This window comes from Selenomonas sputigena ATCC 35185, from assembly GCF_000208405.1.
Lineage (GTDB): Bacteria > Bacillota > Negativicutes > Selenomonadales > Selenomonadaceae > Selenomonas > Selenomonas sputigena.
This window is the reverse complement of sequence record NC_015437.1, coordinates 1,485,143-1,502,889: the sequence shown is the minus strand read 5'-3', so window position 1 is coordinate 1,502,889 and position 17,747 is coordinate 1,485,143. Positions and strand designations below refer to the sequence as shown.

The window sequence follows — 17,747 nt, the reverse complement described above, 5'->3', positions numbered from 1 at the left end:
ATGAACCCGCTCATTCTGGGCGGGTTTTCTTATGCCTATATCAAGGGAGGTGGTGAGTGTGTAGTATGGCAAAAGGGCATGACAATCTAATCCCCGCATCGCAACGAAGCAAGGATGAAGCTAGGGGAAACGGGCAAAAAGGCGGAATTGAGAGCGGCAAATCTCGTCGCCGCAAGAAAGCGTTGCGGACAGCCCTCAAAGAAGCAGTCTCGCTCACATTGAAGGACTTGCATCCAGACCTCAGAGAAGGGATAATGCTTGCTGCAAACATCAAGGACGAGGAGCTTACAATCGCCGATGCGGTTATTGGCGGAATCATTCGTACCGCTTGTGGGGGCAATCCGCAGATGGTGAAGATACTCCTTGATACCATCGGTGAGAGTGCGGATATTCGTCTCAAAGAACGCGATGTGAAACTTAGAGAGAAAGCCGCTGTGCTTGCAAACGGGGGATCGAACAAACCAAAGGAGCAGTCGACCATGGTGCAGCTGGTGCAAACCCTACAAAAAGCGCGTGAGAAGAGGAGGACACCCTGATGGAGTTTCGCGACTGGGGAATCAAGGCACTGGACTTCATCGAAAAGCCGATTGAGGAGGATGCCTTCATCAATATCCTTGAGGGCAGCGTCCGCAGCGGAAAGACCGTCGCCATGATTCCGAAGTGGCTGAACTACATCATGACGGGCCCGCCGGGGCTGCTCCTCATGACGGGTGTGTCCAAAGACACGATCTATGACAACGTGCTGAATGATCTCTTTGACACCATCGGCGAGGAGAACTATCACTACAACCGCCAGAGCGGATCGCTGGACGTATTCTGGCGGGACGCGGACGGCGAGCACGTACGGCGCATTAAGGTCGTCGGCGCGAAGGACGAAGGCTCGGAGAAATTCATCCGAGGAAAAACCCTTGCAGGGGCGTATTGCGATGAGCTGACGTTGATGCCCGAGCGGTTCTTCAAGCAGCTCCTCAACCGCCTCAGCGTCCCGGGCGCGAAGCTCTACAGCACAACCAATCCAGATTCACCGATGCACTACCTCTACAAGGAGTACGTCACCAGCGACGAGAAGCTGCGCGACGGTCTCGTGAGCGTGGTACATTTCGAGCTGGACGACAATCCGAATCTCACGGACGACTACAAGACGAACATCCGCAGCTCTTATTCGGGGATGTGGTTCAAGCGCATGATTCTTGGGCTGTGGGTGCTGGCCGAGGGCGTTATCTATGACATGTTCAGCGACGACCTGCTCTTTGACGATGCGGAGTTTACGAACACTCTCAAAAGCACATGCCGGCGCCATATCGCCTGCGACTATGGCACAAAGAACCCGATGGTCTTTCTCGACATCTACGACGATGGTGATACGATCTGGATCCCGGCTATGTATTACTGGGACAGCCGCAAGGAACAGCGACAGAAGACTGACGCGCAGTATGCGGATGACCTAGAAAGGATGCTCGGCGAGGAGTATCCTGATTTCATCGTCATCGACCCATCGGCGGCGAGTTTCAAGCTTGAATGCCAAGGCCGCGGATTTCGCGTCAAAGATGCGGATAATAGTGTCAACGATGGTATCCGCGAGGTGGCGAAGCTCCTGACGAAGAAGAAGATACGCATGCATCGCACGCGCTGCCAGCCGATGATCGACGAATTCCAAAGCTACGTTTGGGATGAGCGTGCCGCTCGAATGGGCGAAGAGAAGCCCGTCAAGAGCAATGATCATGCGCTTGATGCCCTTCGCTATTACGTTCACACGATGCTGCCGAAATGGAGGCGGAGAGAATGAGGAAGAAGAAAAAGACCGCCGCACGGCAGCAGAGAACGAACGATTCGTTTCAGAATCCGATGACGCGCACGGGTGTGTTCATGCCGAATCCGCTGGAGACGACGGAGTACCCGCTCACGCGGTTCACGCGGGACTGGCAGACGATCAACGCGCTCTATCGCTCCCACTGGATCGTGCGCCGCATCATCGACGTTGTCCCGGAGGACATGATCAAGAACGGGTACCACGTCCTGACACAGCTCTCTCCCGACCAGATCAAGAAGATCGTCCGCTGTGACCGCACGACGCGCACCAGCCGCCGTATTCTCGAGGGACTGAAATGGGGGAGGCTCTACGGCGGCGCAGGGGCGCTCATCATGATCGAGGGACACGAAAACCAGCTGGATCAGCCGCTGGACTACGACACGATCATGCCGAGCTCGTACAAGGGGCTGCTCGTCCTCGACCGCTGGTCGGGAGTGACGCCCGAGGATAAACTCGTCAGCGATATTTCGGATCCTGAGTTTGGCATGCCGGAGTACTACACCGTATCGAGCGACGCGCTCACCGTCGGGATTCGCGTGCACCACAGCCGCATCCTTCGGTTCATGGGGCGGCCGCTCCCGTATCTTGAGCAGCTCGCAGAGACCTATTGGGGCGCATCCGAGCTTGAGCACGTCATCGACGAGCTCAAGAAGCGCGACAACGTCAGCTGGAACATTGCCATGCTGACGTTCATGGCGAATCTGCGCGTGATGAAAATGGACGGTATGAGTCAGGTGCTTGCCGTCGGCAATGAGCAAGCGCAGATGCAGCTCTACAACACTATCCAGGGCATGAACGCCATGATGAACAATAACAGCCTGCAGGTGCTCGGCGAGAACGACAGCTACGAGACGCACCAGTACACCTTCGGCGGCATAGGGGAGACCTACGACCGCTTCATGATGGACGTCGCAGGCGCAGCAGAGACGCCAGTGACAAAGCTGTTCGGACGCAGCCCGGCGGGGATGAATGCCACGGGCGAGAGCGATATGCAGAACTACTACGACACCATCGAGGAGAAGCAGGAAGCAGAGCTGCGGCCTGTGTATGACAAGATTCTGCCGATCATGTTCATCTCGACGCTCGGCGGGATTCCCGACGATTGGGACTACGAGTTCAATCCCATTCGTCGCCCGCGTGACGATGAGATGGCAGACCTCGCCTCAAAGAATACGGACAGCGTGACGAAGGCGTTCCAAGCCGGCATGGTCAGCCAGCGCACGGCGCTCAAGGAGCTGCGGCAGCAGTCCGAGATGACGGGCATGTGGTCGAATATCACAGACGAGGACATCGAGAAAGCCGATGATTCCGTTATGCAGCCCGATGAGGGTATGGGCGAACTGATGGGCGGCATGTTTGGCGGCGCGCAGGAAGCGGAAGAGCCGCAGCCACAGAGGACGAGTGACGCGAAGTGGGACGAAGAGAAGCACCCGAGACGAGAGAACGGACAATTCGGTACGGGCTCGACAAATACCGAAAAAAGTGATAGTGTAAGACCAAGCCCTAATGGCGCGAACCGTTTGCAAGTGCGCGGCTTTGCCAATAAACAGCGGTTGATGAACCACTGGAAGAACGGCAGAACTCATCGGGAGGAATACCCAGGGCTCACGATGGAACAGTACGTCGAGCGCGCGGTGCGTCTTGCAGAAATGCCGACGGGCAGGGATATCCTCGGACACATCGACAAAGACGGAATCGTGGTGCGGTACGACCGCAAGGAGAATGATTTCGTCAAAGCCAACGTCAAGAAAGGCATTCGCACATTGTTCAAGCCCGTGGATGGTGAAGCATACTACATAAAGGCACGAAAGGATGACATCGAGCATGGCGGAAAGGATTAAATGCCCCGTGTGCGGGAAATTCGAGTTCGAGGAACGTGACGACTTCGAGATTTGCGATGTTTGTTATTGGGAAAACGATGACTTGCAGAGACGTAACCCAGACATGAGCGGCGCAAACCGAATGTCGCTCAACGAAGCCCGACAAGCGTACAAAGAGGGCAGACAAATTCGATAACATGAACCGTCTCGAAAGAGGCGGTTTTTTGATGCCTGTTTTTGAGGAGGCGCTCGTATGAATCAGCCGCTATGGATGCCGAAGCGCACGATCGAGGCAGCATTTCGCCGTGCGCTTCTCCGAGTTGCGCGCGGGATGGTGCGGAGTATCGATGGAACTGATGATCCTGTGCTCATCGCTGTAGCGCTCGAACGTTTTTCTCAATCGCCCGAGTTCGCGCGGCTGTCGGAAGCAATCGCCATGAAGATGGTGACGGGGCTCTTCGACGACACCGGGCGCACGTGGCGCGAGGCGGCGCGAAACAATGGCAAGGGCAGAGAGATATACGAAGTCCTGCGAAAGGAGCTCCAGGGAACTCGTGGCGCGCGCGTGCGAGCACTCGTGCGGGAAAATGCCGCTCTCATCAAGACGTTGCCGAAGACTATCGCCGATGATATGGCGTCCTATACCGCGCGCGAAGCGATGAAGGGGCGTAGGGCGGCGGATATCGCCGAGGAGATTCAGAGGGTGTTTCCGGAAAAGACGCGAGCGCGCGCGGAGCTGATCGCCAGAACGCAGGTATCTATGGCACAGACCGATCTCGTGCGGTCGAGAGCGGAAGACCTCGGCCTTGATTGGTATGTCTGGCGTGCCTGCGGCGGCAATCAGGGAGACGGCAGGACGCGAACCAGTCACCGCCACATGAGCGGTGTGCTCGTGAGATGGAGCGACCCGCCCGCACCCGAAGACCTGTTTCCGCGATACGGCGCAGACGGCAGGCGGTACAGCAATAAGCTCGGGCATTATCATGCGGGCTGCTGCCCGAACTGCAGGTGCTACCCTGAGCCTGTGGTCGATCTGGATGTGCTGAAATTCCCGATGCGCGTGTATCAGAATGGCCGCATCGAACGGATGCAGAGAAAGCATTTTGAAGGGACGTGATTGAGTGAGCATGGAGCGTATTATGCTGGGGCTCAAGTCGCTATCTATGCGTCTGGATGCGTACGCTATGCGACATGGATTGACGTTGGACGTAGCGCATTCGAAAGATCCTGATCCAAAGAATTGGCGTACAATCAATGGCTCGAAGGTACATCTGACAGAGGGAAAAATCGACGGTGGCGCAGGCGGCAAGTTCAGCGGTAAAGCGTGGACGGGTAAAACTCAGCATGAGTTTACACCGAAGGAAACGACGAAGAAGTCAAAACCCACATCAAAGAAGAGCACACCGGCAGAAAAGGTGATGTCCTATATCAACGAACAGGTAGGCGTTGATTTGACCGGGCATCGCAATACGAAGCGCGAGAAACGCGGCGAAGTCATTATTAAGTGGAGCGAGCTCAACCAGAGCCAGCAGAGCAAGATTAAGGGTCTCGCAAACACTTACGGGCGCTTCGAGCTTATAGAATGTGGTGGCTGGGGGATGCAGATAAAGCCGAAAAAGTAAAACCGTCTCAACATAGGGGCGGTTTTCTTATGGCCATTTGAAGGGAGGAATGCCCGTTGAGAGCATTTTATGGGGCGCGTTTTTCGCCCCACATGACGAGGACGCCCGAGGGATTTCTCGTGTGCCACAGCGTACCGATTTGCCGAACGGGTATGCAGGAGTATCTGCCGCAGGAGCTCGGCGTCGCGGATGGCGGCGGAGGATTCCTCAAGGTGTACCGCGAGGAAGATGAGGTGTTCAAGCCCTCGGCAGTCGCCTCGTTTGAGGGCAAGCCCGTGACCGACGACCATCCGCCTGTCGGTGTGGATGCGTCAAACTACGCGAGCTACACCAAGGGAGCAGTCCAGAACGTCCGACGCGGCAGCGGGGCGGACAGGGATAAGCTGATTTGCGATCTCGTCGTGTACGACGCCGCGCTCATCGCCAAGATTGACGCGGGCAAGCGGGAAATTTCGTGCGGCTACGAGTGCAAATACATCGAGAGGGACGACGGCGCGTATTGCCAGGAAGACATCATCGGCAATCATGTCGCTGTCGTCGAGGAAGGGCGCGCGGGGCACGAAGTGGCCATCCGCGACGCCAAGGCAACGCCAGAAGGAGGAAAACAGATGGCAAGAAAGGGCAGTATTCTGCATCGGATGTTTGCCGCATTTGCGAAGGATGCAGAGCCGGAGGAAGTCCGCGAGGCGGCACGCGCTGTCGATGAGGCAGAGGGCGGCGAGCCCGAGGAAGCGCAGGAGATGCACGACAAAGATGTCAAGGCGCTCATGGATGCGGTCGCCGCGCTCAACGCAAAGGTGGATGCGCTCACCGCTCCGCAGACGCAGGACGACGACCCCGACGAAGAGTCGGCCGAGAAGCCGGAGGAGACCGAGGCGCTGGACGACCTCGAAGAGGAGCTGGAAGAGGGCGGCGATAAGCCAGCCGAAACGGAGGACGATGAATCCGAGGAGGAGAGCGTGACCGTGCCGCCCGAGCAGCTCGAAGAGGATGAGGATCCCGAGGATGTGCCGGCAGACGAAAAGAAACCTGTGGCTGTGGCAGACCGCGCGCTTGCGCTGTCGGTGATCCGCACCATGCGACCGTTCATCGCTGCCATGCCGCCGCGTCAGCAGAAACGTGCGTCGGACGCACTCTCGCGCACGCTCAAGAAGGCGATGCGCACCAAGGACACACAGCCACTCGCGGGTGGTTATGCGGCACTCGCACGTCGCAAGACGACAGATGCCGCAGCATTGGTACAGTCCATGCGTGCCTACGGCGAGAACTGCCGCAAGCGCAACCCGCACTGCAAGAAGGAGGAGAAGTAAATGCCGGGAACTACGATTGGAATCAATATGACCTATGGCTATCCGGGGCAGGCATCGCGACAGGGTGACGAGGTTAGCCGCACGCGCCCCGTTGCCGCAGGAGCGACGGACATCCCGTTCGGCGCGCCCGTCGTCCAGAAGGACGATGGCTCTGTCGCTCTCTTTGGGGCGACGAATACCGCTGCGGACTTTGCAGGCATCGCCATGCGCAAGGTCAAGTCGGCGAAAGTCTACCCCTATCAGAACTTCGGCTATTATACGGCGGGCGAGCCGTGCGATGTACTGCAGCGCGGCGGCATTTCCGCTACTTGCGCATGGGGTACGCCGAAGGTCGGCGCGAAGGTTTACGTCCGCACGAAGATCGTCGGCGGCACGAGTCCTGCAGGCGCAAAGGTCGGCGACCTCGGCGCGGTGAATGAAGCGGGCAACTGCATTGAGCTTACGGGCGTGAAGTGGTCGAGTACGGCGGACGTGCGCAGCGTCGCAGAGCTCACGATCGTCACGCGTCAAGGCGTGTAAGGGAGGAGAAGCGATATGAAGAATAAACAGTACAATCTTGCGGTCGCGCCGCAGCGCACCGGCTCGCCGCTTTTGACGATGGATGCGGCGACCGTATCGAGCGGACTTGCATTCCTTGAGAGCGAGCTCGAAAAGCTCGATCCGCTGCTTCGCGAGCCACTGACGAGTACGACCTATCCGCGCGACATTGAGATCGAGAGCGGCGGCGGCTGGGTTGAGGCAACGTCCGCCTTTAACGTCGAGTACAGCGTCACGGGCGGTCAGGCAGACGGTGTCGGCGGTATCCAGAACGCCGTGCGCAGGATACAGGCGGACCTCTCGAAGGATCTCTACAAGGTGCTTCCGTATGAGGTCTCCATGTCCATCAAGATTCAGGATCAGCTGCGCGGCGCTGTCACGGGGCGCAGCATCGAGGACATCTACAACGATGGTATCCGGCTCGACTATGACAAGTACATGGACATCAACACTTACCTCGGGCAAGAGGCATACGGGACGACGGGGCTCCTGAACGACAAGCAGATCACGGCGACGGCGGTCACGGCGGGCGCGAGTGGTCAGACGGACTGGGCACACAAGACCCCGACCGAGATCCTGAACGACATCGACGAAGCGATCATCGCCGGATGGACGGGCGCGCAGTACGACAACAGCGCCATCCCGAATCACATCCTCATCGATCCAGCGAATTTCGCGTACATCAACCGCACGATGGTCAGCGTCAACGGCTACCCGACGCCCGTCTCCATCATGCAGTACCTTGTCGACCACAACATCGCCAAGGCAAAGGGCGTCGACCTCGTGATCGCCGAGTGCAGGTTCTGCATCGGTGCCGGCATCGGCAAGAAGAACCGCATGGTCGCCTACGTCAACCAGCGCCGCTTTGTGGGGATGGACGTACCCGTACCGATGAGCCGCGTCATGACGCAGCCGAACGTCAATACGGCGTCTTATGACAGCCTGTATATGGCGAACGTCGGTCAGGTCAAGATTCACTACTTCGAGCCGTTCATTTACCGTGACGGTATTTAAGGAGACGCAGCATGATTAAACTCGTGGCAAAGCAGAAAATCGGATTTCGCAATCCCGAGACGCAGGAGATTGTGACGGCAGAGCCTTACGCATTCTCCACGCTCCCCGACTGGATCGAGAAAGACCCGATGTATGGGTGGGCGCTTGCGGACGGCGCGATTGAGGTCAGCAGCGAGCCGGCGCGGGAGGCTGCGGACAAGCAGGAGCCAAAGCCCCCGAAGAAGACCGGCGGCGCTCCGTCGCAGGAGAATGATAAGAAGGAGTAAGCCATGATGTATGAAGGCCTTGATGTCTTCGGTATCATTGCCGCTGCGTCGAATATCCGCACGGGCGGCAATCCCGCTTACACGGCAGAGGATTTCCTTGCCGCCTATCCGCAGTTCGGCGCGGGCGCCGTTCCGGGTGTCGTCCTTGCAGCCTGGCTGAATATGGCGCACGCCTCCATCCACAAGAATCGATACCACGATGCCTGGGAAATCTGCATGGGGCTCTACATCGCGCATTGGCTGACGCTCTACATGGAGTCGGCGGTAAGCGCCGACGACCCGCTGCAAAAGAAAATTGCTGCGGGTCTTGCGAAGGGTCTGCAGAACTCGAAGAGCGCAGGCGACATCTCGGTATCGTATGACTTCTCATCGATTCAAGAGGATTTTGCGGGCTGGGGGGCATACAAGCTGACTGCTTTCGGGCAGCAGTTTGTCACCTTGGCGCGAGTGTATGCGATGGGGGGAATGGTCGTATGGTAAGCGGCAGCACGTCCGTCAAAAAGTCCGGAAGAGGCTTCTCTGTCATGCTCGGAAAGGTCGAAGCCTTGACGAAGAAACGCGTGCTCGTCGGCATCCCGCAGGCAACGGCGAGCCGCGGCGAGGACGGCGTAAACAATGCAGAGCTTCTCTACGTCCATACGCACGGCGTACGTGCTCCGCTCATGCGCGAAAAAATGCAGACGAATCTTGACGCGGGAATGCTTTACAGCGCAGCGCATAGCCTTTTTGTTCATACGTTCGGTAGCCCTGCATGGGCAATCCCGCCGCGCCCTGTGCTTGAGCCTGCGATCAAGGACAGCAGGGAGGCGATCGGCAAGAAGATCGCGGGGGCATACCGTGCCGCTATGCGAGGCGATGCGGTGGGCGCAGAGCGCGGGCTTGAGCTCGCCGGTACGGTTGCCGCAAACGCCGCGCGCGCATGGTTTGAAAACCCCAAGAACAAGTGGCCGCCGAACTCGGAGCAGACGATCAAGCGGAAGGGCAGCAATCGCCCGCTCATCGACACGGGGGAGATGCGAAAGGCCATCACCTATGTCATAAGGGATTTGGGGTGAGCGTATGGCGGTTGATGTTTCTGAAATCGTTCATGACCCCGATTTTTGTACGACGTTCATCGTCATTAAGCAGGGAGAGCCCGAGTGGGTGCGTGGCGTACTGCAGACAAAAACGACGGGGATCACGGTCGAAGGCATCGTGCAGCCGTCGTCGAGCAAAGACCTCGAACTTCTCGATACCGCAGATCGTGTGAATGGGATGAAGACCTTCATCACGGACGAAGTCAGCCTTGACGTATCCGGTACGGAGAAAACATCGGATATCTGTGTCTGGAAAGGGCAGTGCTACAAGCTGATTCAGACCTTTGACTATGCCGCCAACGGTTACTACAAGGCAATCGGCACACTCATGGGAGAGGAGATGAGAGGATGACCTACGTGGAGCTGCAGGAGCTCTTCTGGGGCGAAGTGGCTGCCATTACGGCGTACATCATTAAGAAACCCGATAAATTCATTCGCTGGCGCTATCCCGAAAGCGGCGCGCCCGATTGGAAAGTTGGCGATGACGTCCTCTTCCTGTCACTCGTCGAAGCCGATGACGACTATGCCAAACAGCGGGATAGTCAATATCGTGCAGATAACGGAACCGTCTATCGAGATACCGCGAGAACGCGTGTGTGGGAGCTGCAGGCGACCGCATATGGGCGAAAATCCTATGAGCTCGCAAATCTCCTCAAGGACGGCTTTTTTTATGAATCGGTACAGCATCGGCTCTCTCGGTGCGGCGTGTTCCTCGTACCGAATCTGCCGACGTGCATACGAATCCCCGATCTTTTCGCGGGGAAGTGGTGGGACAGATGGGATATTACCCTGCGATTCAACGAACTTTATCGCCTCAAGCCGGAGGATGTCGGACGTATTGAACGCGTCCGCATCGGCGCGCAGGCGAATCCATAAGGAGGGAAAACTATGGCACTCAAAAACGTGCTGCCGCTTGACCCCGTGGTCAATATCATCGTCAATCTTGCCGCCGTTTCGGCGACGCGCAAGAAGTTCAACCTCGCACTGCTCATGGGCGATGTTGGCACGGTCGCTGACTTTGCTGATAAGCGCATCGTGACTTACGACAGCCTCAATTCCATGCTGCAGGCTGGCTTTACGACCGAAGACCGCCTGTATAAAGCAGCGGCGCTTATCTTCGGGCAGCGAAAGAAGCCGCCGATCATCGCCATCGGCAAGGTCGAGAACAAGGAGACGCCCGTCAAGACTATCCAGGAATGCCGTCAGGTGGATTCGGAGTGGTACGTGGGCATCTACTGCGGCGATATGACGGATGCGCAGATTCTCGCGGTGCAGGAGTACGTAGAAGTCTGCACGCCGTCCACGATGTTTGCCTTTACAACGGCGGACGCCAAGGCGAAGTCGAGCGAAGGCGGCATCTTCGGTACGCTCAAGAGCAAGGGGTACCGCCGCATCATCGGGCAGTATTCCACGGCGCATAAAGATGCCATTTGCGCGGTGATCGGCTGGGCGATGGGCGCGATGAGCGCGGCCACGATCAATAGTGCCTTCACGCTCGCTTACAAGCGCGAGGTCGGCGTACAGGCGGAGAACTACATGCAGCTGTTCACGTCGAACGATCTGAACAACATCAAGAAGAACTACGGCAACGTCTACATCAATCGCGGCAACTACTACGACATCTTTGAAGAGGGGCGCGTCAGCGACGGTTCCTGGTTTGATGAGATCATCTATCTCGACAAATACAAGAACGACATGCAGCTCGCTATCATGGACTTGCTCGTAAACTCGAACAAAGTGCCGCAGACCGAAGCGGGCATGGGGCGTATCAAGACGGCGATCAAAGAGGTATGCGACGACATGAACCGCATCGGCTTCATCAAGGAAGGCGTCTGGAAGGGAGAGGAGCTGATGGCGCTCGAATACGGGCAGGTGCTCCCCGGCGGCTACCTCATCCAGAGCGAAGCGATGGCAGAGCAGTCGCAGACCGAGCGCGATGCTCGCAACGCGCCGCCGATCTATGTGTCGCTGAAGCTCGCAGGTGCGATTCACCACGTCACCATTCAGGTAGACGTCAACCGTTAAGCAAAGGGAGGGAAAAGAATGCCAAAGCACAGTACCTATTCATTCACCGATATCAACGCAACCATCCGGTGCCCCGGGTATGGTTCGTATTCGGTGCAAGGAGAGGGCGTCGGCGATGTCAATGTTTCAAAGAACACCGAGCGCACGGTACACGACGTCGCTGCCGATGGTTCCGTCATGGCAAGCAAAATTGCGGGCAATAATGGCAGCGTCACGATTAATGCCCAGCAAACGAGCTCCCTGCATAAATTCCTGCAGGGGCTTTTCAATTACTGCTGGCAGGCGGATACGTCGGAGTGGACATCCATATCGATGACCATTGAAGCGCCGAAGATGGGCAAGACCTATTACTGCACAGGAGGTAGCTTTGTGAAGGAGCCGGATGAGCCGCTGCAGTCGCAGGGTCAGCGCGTGGCGTGGAGTATCCTGTTCGTCGATATTCAGCGCATTCAGCTTTAATGGGAGGAAGCCAGATGAAGAGAGAAACGAAGAAGATCGTCGAGGTCATGGGGCGCAAGTTTGAAATCCGCGCCTTTGACGCTTTTACGGGCAGCTACATCGCTTTTACGCTCATGGAGAAAATGCTGCCGATGGGCATGGAAGAAAAGGTGAAGAAGACGCTTAAAGCGGAGGGCAAAGATGTCGACGCAATGCCTACGCCGAATCGTGCGCTCATGAGCAAGGGCGAGTTCATTGCCTTCCAGAAGGATTGCCTGTCGGTCGTCGGCGAGGTCCTGCCGGCAAGGACGGCGCCGCTTCTCAATGACAACGGCAGCTGGGGCGTCGAGGATATGGCGGACAATACGATGCTCGTCCTGCTCTTGACGATTCATGCTCTGGTGTTCAATATCGCTGGTTTTTTTACCGAAGGCGGCTTGAAGGAATTGATGGCGGGCGTCCAGGCTTTGATCCCTGCGAATATCAAAATATAAATGCCTGGGTGTATGCGCCCGTTATCGCCGAGAGATGGCAGCAGCATGAGCTGTGGGACGGGACATACACCTTCGGCGATTTGCTTGATATGCACGAAATCCTTCTCGTCGAACAAGAGAATCGTCGTCGCGCTGAAGCGTATGCTGAGAGAGAAAGGGGGGCGAATACATGATTGGCGAGATGATCCAGGAATATCTGGTGGGGCTGGGCGCAAAAGTGGATCGCCCCGGCTTTCAGCAAGCGGAAGCGACGATCAAGAATCTTGACCGCACGGTAGAAACGGCGACGGGGCACATGGCGACGAACTTTGTCAAGGCCTCCGGCATTATCTCGGCGGCGATCGTGAGCGTCTCGACGGCTGCCGCCGGATTGATGAAGTCGGCGGCGGAGCAAGACCTTGCCATGCAGAAGCTCTCGCGTCAGATGATGGTATCGAAGGACGCGGCATGGACGCTGAAGAAGGCCACGGACGCGCTCGGCGAATCCATTCAGGACATCATGCTGACGCTGGAGCTGATGGCACGTTTCGAGAAGCTGACTGCCGACGGAAAGAAGATGAAGGTCGGCGGAGATTTTGCGGAGACAATGAAGAACTTCCGCGATCTCATGTTTGAGTTTACGCGGCTTAAGCAGGAAGTCAGCTATGCGATGACGTGGGTAGGATACTACCTCATGAAGTATCTGAATCGACCGCTCACAGAAGCCCGCGAGAAGTTCCGCAGCTTCAACGATGCGTTCATCAAGAACATGAGCGTCTGGACAGAGAAGGCTGCGCGCGGTCTGGTCTATATCATCAACATCGGCAAGCACTTTCTTGAACTCATCTGGGATGTCGGGAAAGCACTTGGCCGCATGTGGGACGGCTTCCCGAGGGGCGTCAAAATAGCGACAGCTGCGATTGCGGCTCTTGCGCTCGTGATGAAGGCGACGCCTCTCACGCGCATGATTATGCTCGTCGGCTCGCTGCTGCTCCTGATTGACGATTATTACGGTCACATGGAGGGCAAGCAGTCTGCTTTCGGTGAGTACTGGGATAAGCTCAACGAGTACATCGAGGTCGCAAAGGGCAAATGGGAAGAGTTTAAGGCTTTCGCCACGCCGTTTTGGGAGCAGTTCGTCGAATTTTGTTCGACGGCGAAGGACAAGATTTTCGATTTTGCCCGAGGCTTGGGCGATTTCCTTGATCGTGTACGGGATTCCGGAGAGCTGCAGGAGTTTCTTGCCATCATGCAAGATCTCGGGAGCGCGATCTGGGAGCTTGCAACGACCTACATCAAGACATGGCTGGAGAATGTGCAGCTGCTTTATGCGTCGATGGAGAAGCACGGTGGTCTGGACAGTATGCGAAACCGACTGCAGAAGCTGTGGGAAGCATTCAAGGCCATCATCCGCACGATCTCGTCCCTGATTCACTGGTTCGCACGTCTGCTGGACGAGATTCGGCGAACCGAGGAGTACCGGGAGCTCATTGATGCCGTGGGCGAGCTTTGGAGCGCCATGGAAGGCCTGTTGGACGTAATATACGATTTAGTCGGCATCGCATTTCGTGGGTTATTCGGCGAGATGAGCAAGGCGAATCGCGTGTATTCGTTCCGGGACGCGGTTCGCGCCGTGATGAAGGTATTCTCGCTTGTCGTGCAGCATGTCGCGCGAACCATCAGGCAGCTCAAGGATTTGTTCAAGGTCATCCGCGATAATAAATGGTTCCGTAAGTTCTGGGAAGAAATGGGCAAGGCGATCGACAAAGCCATCGAGAAGACGGGCGCGTACGGTCGCGCGCTGTTGGCACTGAGTAAAGGCGATTTCAAAGGCGCCTTGAAGATCGTCGGGGAAGAGCTTATGGATGCGAAACTTCCCGGTAAAGGAAAGGGGCCAACGCGCGGCGATAAGGACGGCAGCCGCGAAGAGCGCGCCGGTTATATCATGCAGAAGCTCATGAACATGGGCTACAGTCAAATCCAGGCAGCGGGTCTTGTGGGAAACTTCCTGCAGGAAAAAAGCGATCTGGATTACTCGTACGATGACGGGGCACGGCGCGGTATCGGCCAGTGGATGGGCGAGCGCTACCATCGTCTGGCGAAATTTGCCGAGGAAAACGGCTATGCCTCGTGGGATGATCTGGATGCGCAGATCGCTTTTACCGATTGGGAGCTGCACAATACGCATACAGATGCGTTGGACGCTCTGCGGGCGGCGAACACGACGGGAGAGGCGGCGAAAGCCATCTTCGATCTCTACGAGATCCCACTGGACGAATTTCTGCCGAATCGGCAGGATTATGCGGCTGACGCATACGGATGGCTGGAATCCATACCGTTACGTGCAGGCGGCGGGGCAGAAGACTCTAAGGAAGTTAACCCTGAGTATTACCAGAAATGGGATAGCCAAAATGGTATGGTGTCATGGGATAACGATACGTATACCGACGTACATGACTTCCGTCAAGAAACTATCGATTTCTTGAATGAGTTCGGAGCTGTCGCCAATCAGTATGGCGTAAAACCAATTATTACAGGCGGGTCCGAAAAGAAAGGGCATAGGTACAACGGGTGGGATTCCCACGCCAACGGGTACAAAGTCGACATATCCCCTGAGGACATTACAGGGAAAGTCTATGAAGCTCTTGTTGAACTTGTCAAAAAACACAACGGCATCTTAATGGATGAGGGGGATCACTTCGATATTACAATTTACGGCCCTGGGAATGAACGCGGTACCGGAGGCTGGGGTGACGCTTCGTCAGATGGCTACGACGATGGATTCATGGAAACGGCTGCCCGCACGGGCGGCTACACGCAGAAAATCTACAACGTACTGGCGGACTTGGCGCAAAAGCGTGATCCGGTCCTCTACAACGGTCTTGTGGCAGGAGGTTATCAAAGCGATTATGCTCGTTATGCGCGAGGGGGAAGCAGCAATGTTGTCTACCAGGTAAATGTCGGGGGCGTGACGGTCAATGGCACGGACAAGAGTGCCAAGGATATCGGCAGAGAGGTCGGCGACGCGACCATGCGCCAGTTGGAGCAGCGCGGCGAGCATATCCTGCGCAGCCGCACGATGGCGGGGGCGCCGGTGCTCGTTTGAGGAGGTGATGAGATGGGCGTGAAGCGGGGGCTGTCGGTCGATGGCATTATATATTTCTCTGATCTTTTGGAGTCGAAAAAAGAGCCGGATTGGATGGAGTTCGGCGTGCAGATTGGCAAGCTTTCCGGGCATTATGAGATCATTGATTTTTTGACGGGCTACAAGAACATGGATCAGTTTCTTTTCCGTACGCCCAAGTGGCCGATTGGGGGCATGTACTTTGACGGCATCATGAGAACAGAGCATGTAAGCCGCATACGGCCAACGGAGTATCCTGTACAGACGGGGGCGACGATGACGGATCATGCGCTTGTGGAGCCGGCAGAGGTCACCATCGAAATCATGATGACGGATGCGAAAGCGTCCAGCTATATGCAAAATCCGATGCTTCCGCAAGGGTTCCCCATCAACCCGCCTATTTTCGACCACTGCTGGCCGGATTTGGGCGGCGTCCCGGATATGCTGACCATGGCGAAGGACGGCCGTTCGGCGCGCGCCTGGATGAATCTCCGGAAGCTGCAGGTGCAGCGTATTCCGATCACAGTGGAAACTCGCCTGCAGACGTATCACAATATGTTGATCGAGGAGCTTTCCGCGCCCGACGACGTGATGACGCTGCATGCGCTGCGCTGTACCGTTCGCCTGCGTGAGATTATTTTCGCGCAGGTGGCGCAGACGGAAACGAGTGCCCGCGCATCAGCATCGGCGGAGGAAACATCGTCCGGTCAAACGCCTGTGCAGACGGGCGAGGGTATCGATAAGACTGCTGCGCGTTCTATTCAAGATGCGGGCGGGGAGATTTTTGCCTAGGAGGTGTCTGTTGTGCTCGCAATCATCCCGTTTCAGGGGATTCCGAATCATAAATTCAGCGCGAAAGTGCCGATCGATGGCGGCAATACGCTCCTCAGGTTCCGCATAACGTATAACGATCTCGCGAAATACTGGCTCGTGGATATCTATAAGGGCGATACACTCGTATATGCAGGGCTGCCGCTTGTGCCGGGGCAGAACATCTTGGAACAAGTCGGTTATCTCGGCATTGGCAGCGCGCGAATCGTGCCCAGGAGCCGAGTGAAAGAACAATGGCCGTCCATGGCAACGCTGGAATCCGATTGGTATGTGCTGTGGGGTGATACGGATGCCGGATGAAAATGCGCTCGTAGACCCCGAGACTACAGGGCAGGAATCAACGCCGGACATGGAAGCGGGAGAGGAGCCCGTACAGAAGGAGAAGCGAAGAGGCCGTCTTTACGGCAGGAAGTGGAAAATTTCGATCTACAAGCCGTCCTACAAGAAGGATGAAGACGGCAATGTCACGGAAGAGCGAGATCCGGAGCATGATACAGAGATGGATGTGTCCTTGCTCAAGTGTGAATTTCAAACTAAGACCACGACGGAAACAGCTGTGCAGGTCTGCACCCTCGTCGTCTACAACATGAATGCGGCAACGGAGAAGGAGGTCATTGAAGAGGGCTTCCAGATTTCGGTTTTTGGCGGTTACACCGAAGGCCAGTACGGCGAAATCTTTACGGGCGATATTGTACAGATTTTCCGTAATCGCGAAAACGGCATAGATTACCGTTTGGAGATCATTGCGCTGAAAGGCGCGCTTAGCCTCTTCACGAATCACGTGCGCAGCACCATCGCGGCCGGCAGTACGCCGCGTGATGTAGTGCATGCCGTAGCAGGACAGGCAGACAAGCGGATTGGTGTCGGTGAGGTAAGTGAAGAACTGCCTGAACAGACGCTGCCGCGCGGCAAGGTGCTTTTCGGCACACCTGCGAAGTACCTGCGCGACATCTGCACGTGGAACGATGCCGTATATTGGGAAGGAGAAGACGGCAAGCTCGTCCTGGAAACGGTCGAGCAGGAAATCCCCGTGGATAAGGTGCTCGTGCTCACACCTGCAACGGGGCTTGTGGGGACGCCCATATACAGCGATCAGGGCATCCAGATCAAGATGCTCTTAGATGCGCGCATCAAGCTGCGCAGCATGATCAAGATCGACAACGAGATCATCCAGAGGCAGGCAATCCAGATTGACGCCTCCGGACAGCAAAAGAGCGACCAGCTCCCGCAGACGGCGCAATTTGACCAGGATGGAGAGTATCAAGTGTTTTCTATTGAGCACCGCGGCGATACCTGGGGTGATGAGTGGACGACGACTGTCGTCGGCGTGAGCCGAAATGGGCGCATGAGCCTGCTGACGGCAGTGAACAAGCCGGGGCAAACACTGAAATGAGGGATGGT

The 17,747-nt window shown here is 56.6% G+C and carries 22 protein-coding genes; all 22 read left to right on the top strand.

Features of this window, described 5'->3' with window-relative positions; genetic code table 11:
• Positions 1 to 65 precede the first annotated feature (65 nt).
• From SELSP_RS12485 to SELSP_RS06660, 22 genes are read left to right on the top strand one after another with little or no spacing between them, the layout of a single operon-like run.
• On the top strand, positions 66 to 536 hold the full coding sequence (locus SELSP_RS12485; protein ID WP_006192068.1) for a hypothetical protein: 471 nt from the start codon (positions 66 to 68) through the stop codon (positions 534 to 536).
• A complete protein-coding gene (locus SELSP_RS06755) occupies positions 536 to 1,786 on the top strand; it encodes a PBSX family phage terminase large subunit (RefSeq protein WP_006192070.1) in 1,251 nt (416 codons plus the stop codon). Before SELSP_RS12485 ends, SELSP_RS06755 begins: the two co-directional genes overlap by 1 nt.
• The gene (locus SELSP_RS06750; RefSeq protein ID WP_013740847.1) at positions 1,783 to 3,651 is read left to right on the top strand and encodes a phage portal protein; all 1,869 of its coding nucleotides are present in this window, start codon (positions 1,783 to 1,785) and stop codon (positions 3,649 to 3,651) included. The genes SELSP_RS06755 and SELSP_RS06750 overlap by 4 nt, the downstream gene beginning before the upstream one ends.
• Positions 3,623 to 3,826, top strand: coding sequence for a CPCC family cysteine-rich protein (locus SELSP_RS06745; RefSeq protein WP_327219986.1), 204 nt, complete (start codon positions 3,623 to 3,625; stop codon positions 3,824 to 3,826). The genes SELSP_RS06750 and SELSP_RS06745 overlap by 29 nt, the downstream gene beginning before the upstream one ends.
• 57 nt (positions 3,827 to 3,883) lie before the next feature.
• Complete coding sequence (locus tag SELSP_RS06740; protein ID WP_006192074.1) at positions 3,884 to 4,747, top strand: phage head morphogenesis protein; 864 nt, start codon at positions 3,884 to 3,886, stop codon at positions 4,745 to 4,747.
• Positions 4,748 to 4,757: 10 nt separating this feature from the next.
• Positions 4,758 to 5,252 (top strand): hypothetical protein, encoded by a 495-nt coding sequence (locus tag SELSP_RS06735; RefSeq protein WP_006192076.1) that lies wholly within the window; start codon positions 4,758 to 4,760, stop codon positions 5,250 to 5,252.
• A gap of 56 nt (positions 5,253 to 5,308) precedes the next feature.
• The gene (locus tag SELSP_RS06730) at positions 5,309 to 6,562 is read left to right on the top strand and encodes a DUF2213 domain-containing protein (protein WP_013740845.1); all 1,254 of its coding nucleotides are present in this window, start codon (positions 5,309 to 5,311) and stop codon (positions 6,560 to 6,562) included.
• Positions 6,563 to 7,081 carry a structural cement protein Gp24 gene (locus SELSP_RS06725; protein ID WP_006192079.1) on the top strand — a complete coding sequence of 173 codons (519 nt, stop codon included), beginning with the start codon at positions 6,563 to 6,565 and terminating at the stop codon, positions 7,079 to 7,081.
• Positions 7,082 to 7,096: 15 nt separating this feature from the next.
• Positions 7,097 to 8,113 (top strand): DUF2184 domain-containing protein, encoded by a 1,017-nt coding sequence (locus SELSP_RS06720; protein ID WP_006192081.1) that lies wholly within the window; start codon positions 7,097 to 7,099, stop codon positions 8,111 to 8,113.
• Between the two features lie 11 nt (positions 8,114 to 8,124).
• Complete coding sequence (locus SELSP_RS06715) at positions 8,125 to 8,379, top strand: hypothetical protein (protein ID WP_006192082.1); 255 nt, start codon at positions 8,125 to 8,127, stop codon at positions 8,377 to 8,379.
• A 3-nt stretch (positions 8,380 to 8,382) separates the two neighbouring features.
• On the top strand, positions 8,383 to 8,859 hold the full coding sequence (locus tag SELSP_RS06710) for a DUF4054 domain-containing protein (protein ID WP_006192083.1): 477 nt from the start codon (positions 8,383 to 8,385) through the stop codon (positions 8,857 to 8,859).
• A 44-nt stretch (positions 8,860 to 8,903) separates the two neighbouring features.
• On the top strand, positions 8,904 to 9,434 hold the full coding sequence (locus SELSP_RS06705) for a phage virion morphogenesis protein (RefSeq protein WP_232362327.1): 531 nt from the start codon (positions 8,904 to 8,906) through the stop codon (positions 9,432 to 9,434).
• A 4-nt stretch (positions 9,435 to 9,438) separates the two neighbouring features.
• Positions 9,439 to 9,807: a hypothetical protein gene (locus tag SELSP_RS06700; protein WP_006192087.1), complete on the top strand. Its 369-nt coding sequence runs from the start codon at positions 9,439 to 9,441 to the stop codon at positions 9,805 to 9,807.
• Entirely contained in the window at positions 9,804 to 10,331 is a 528-nt protein-coding gene (locus SELSP_RS06695; RefSeq protein ID WP_006192088.1) for a phage neck terminator protein, read from the top strand. Before SELSP_RS06700 ends, SELSP_RS06695 begins: the two co-directional genes overlap by 4 nt.
• A gap of 12 nt (positions 10,332 to 10,343) precedes the next feature.
• A complete protein-coding gene (locus SELSP_RS06690; RefSeq protein ID WP_006192089.1) occupies positions 10,344 to 11,480 on the top strand; it encodes a DUF3383 family protein in 1,137 nt (378 codons plus the stop codon).
• A gap of 18 nt (positions 11,481 to 11,498) precedes the next feature.
• On the top strand, positions 11,499 to 11,939 hold the full coding sequence (locus tag SELSP_RS06685) for a DUF3277 family protein (protein WP_006192090.1): 441 nt from the start codon (positions 11,499 to 11,501) through the stop codon (positions 11,937 to 11,939).
• 14 nt (positions 11,940 to 11,953) lie between these two features.
• Entirely contained in the window at positions 11,954 to 12,412 is a 459-nt protein-coding gene (locus tag SELSP_RS06680) for a phage tail assembly chaperone (protein ID WP_013740843.1), read from the top strand.
• Between the two features lie 8 nt (positions 12,413 to 12,420).
• Entirely contained in the window at positions 12,421 to 12,585 is a 165-nt protein-coding gene (locus SELSP_RS12625) for a DUF6889 family protein (RefSeq protein WP_006192092.1), read from the top strand.
• Positions 12,582 to 15,497 (top strand): phage tail tip lysozyme, encoded by a 2,916-nt coding sequence (locus SELSP_RS06675; RefSeq protein WP_006192093.1) that lies wholly within the window; start codon positions 12,582 to 12,584, stop codon positions 15,495 to 15,497. Before SELSP_RS12625 ends, SELSP_RS06675 begins: the two co-directional genes overlap by 4 nt.
• A 12-nt stretch (positions 15,498 to 15,509) precedes the next feature.
• On the top strand, positions 15,510 to 16,307 hold the full coding sequence (locus tag SELSP_RS06670) for a phage baseplate protein (protein ID WP_006192095.1): 798 nt from the start codon (positions 15,510 to 15,512) through the stop codon (positions 16,305 to 16,307).
• A 12-nt stretch (positions 16,308 to 16,319) separates the two neighbouring features.
• Positions 16,320 to 16,646 carry a phage baseplate plug family protein gene (locus tag SELSP_RS06665; protein WP_006192097.1) on the top strand — a complete coding sequence of 109 codons (327 nt, stop codon included), beginning with the start codon at positions 16,320 to 16,322 and terminating at the stop codon, positions 16,644 to 16,646.
• Entirely contained in the window at positions 16,636 to 17,739 is a 1,104-nt protein-coding gene (locus tag SELSP_RS06660; protein WP_006192099.1) for a hypothetical protein, read from the top strand. Before SELSP_RS06665 ends, SELSP_RS06660 begins: the two co-directional genes overlap by 11 nt.
• Positions 17,740 to 17,747 lie beyond the last annotated feature (8 nt).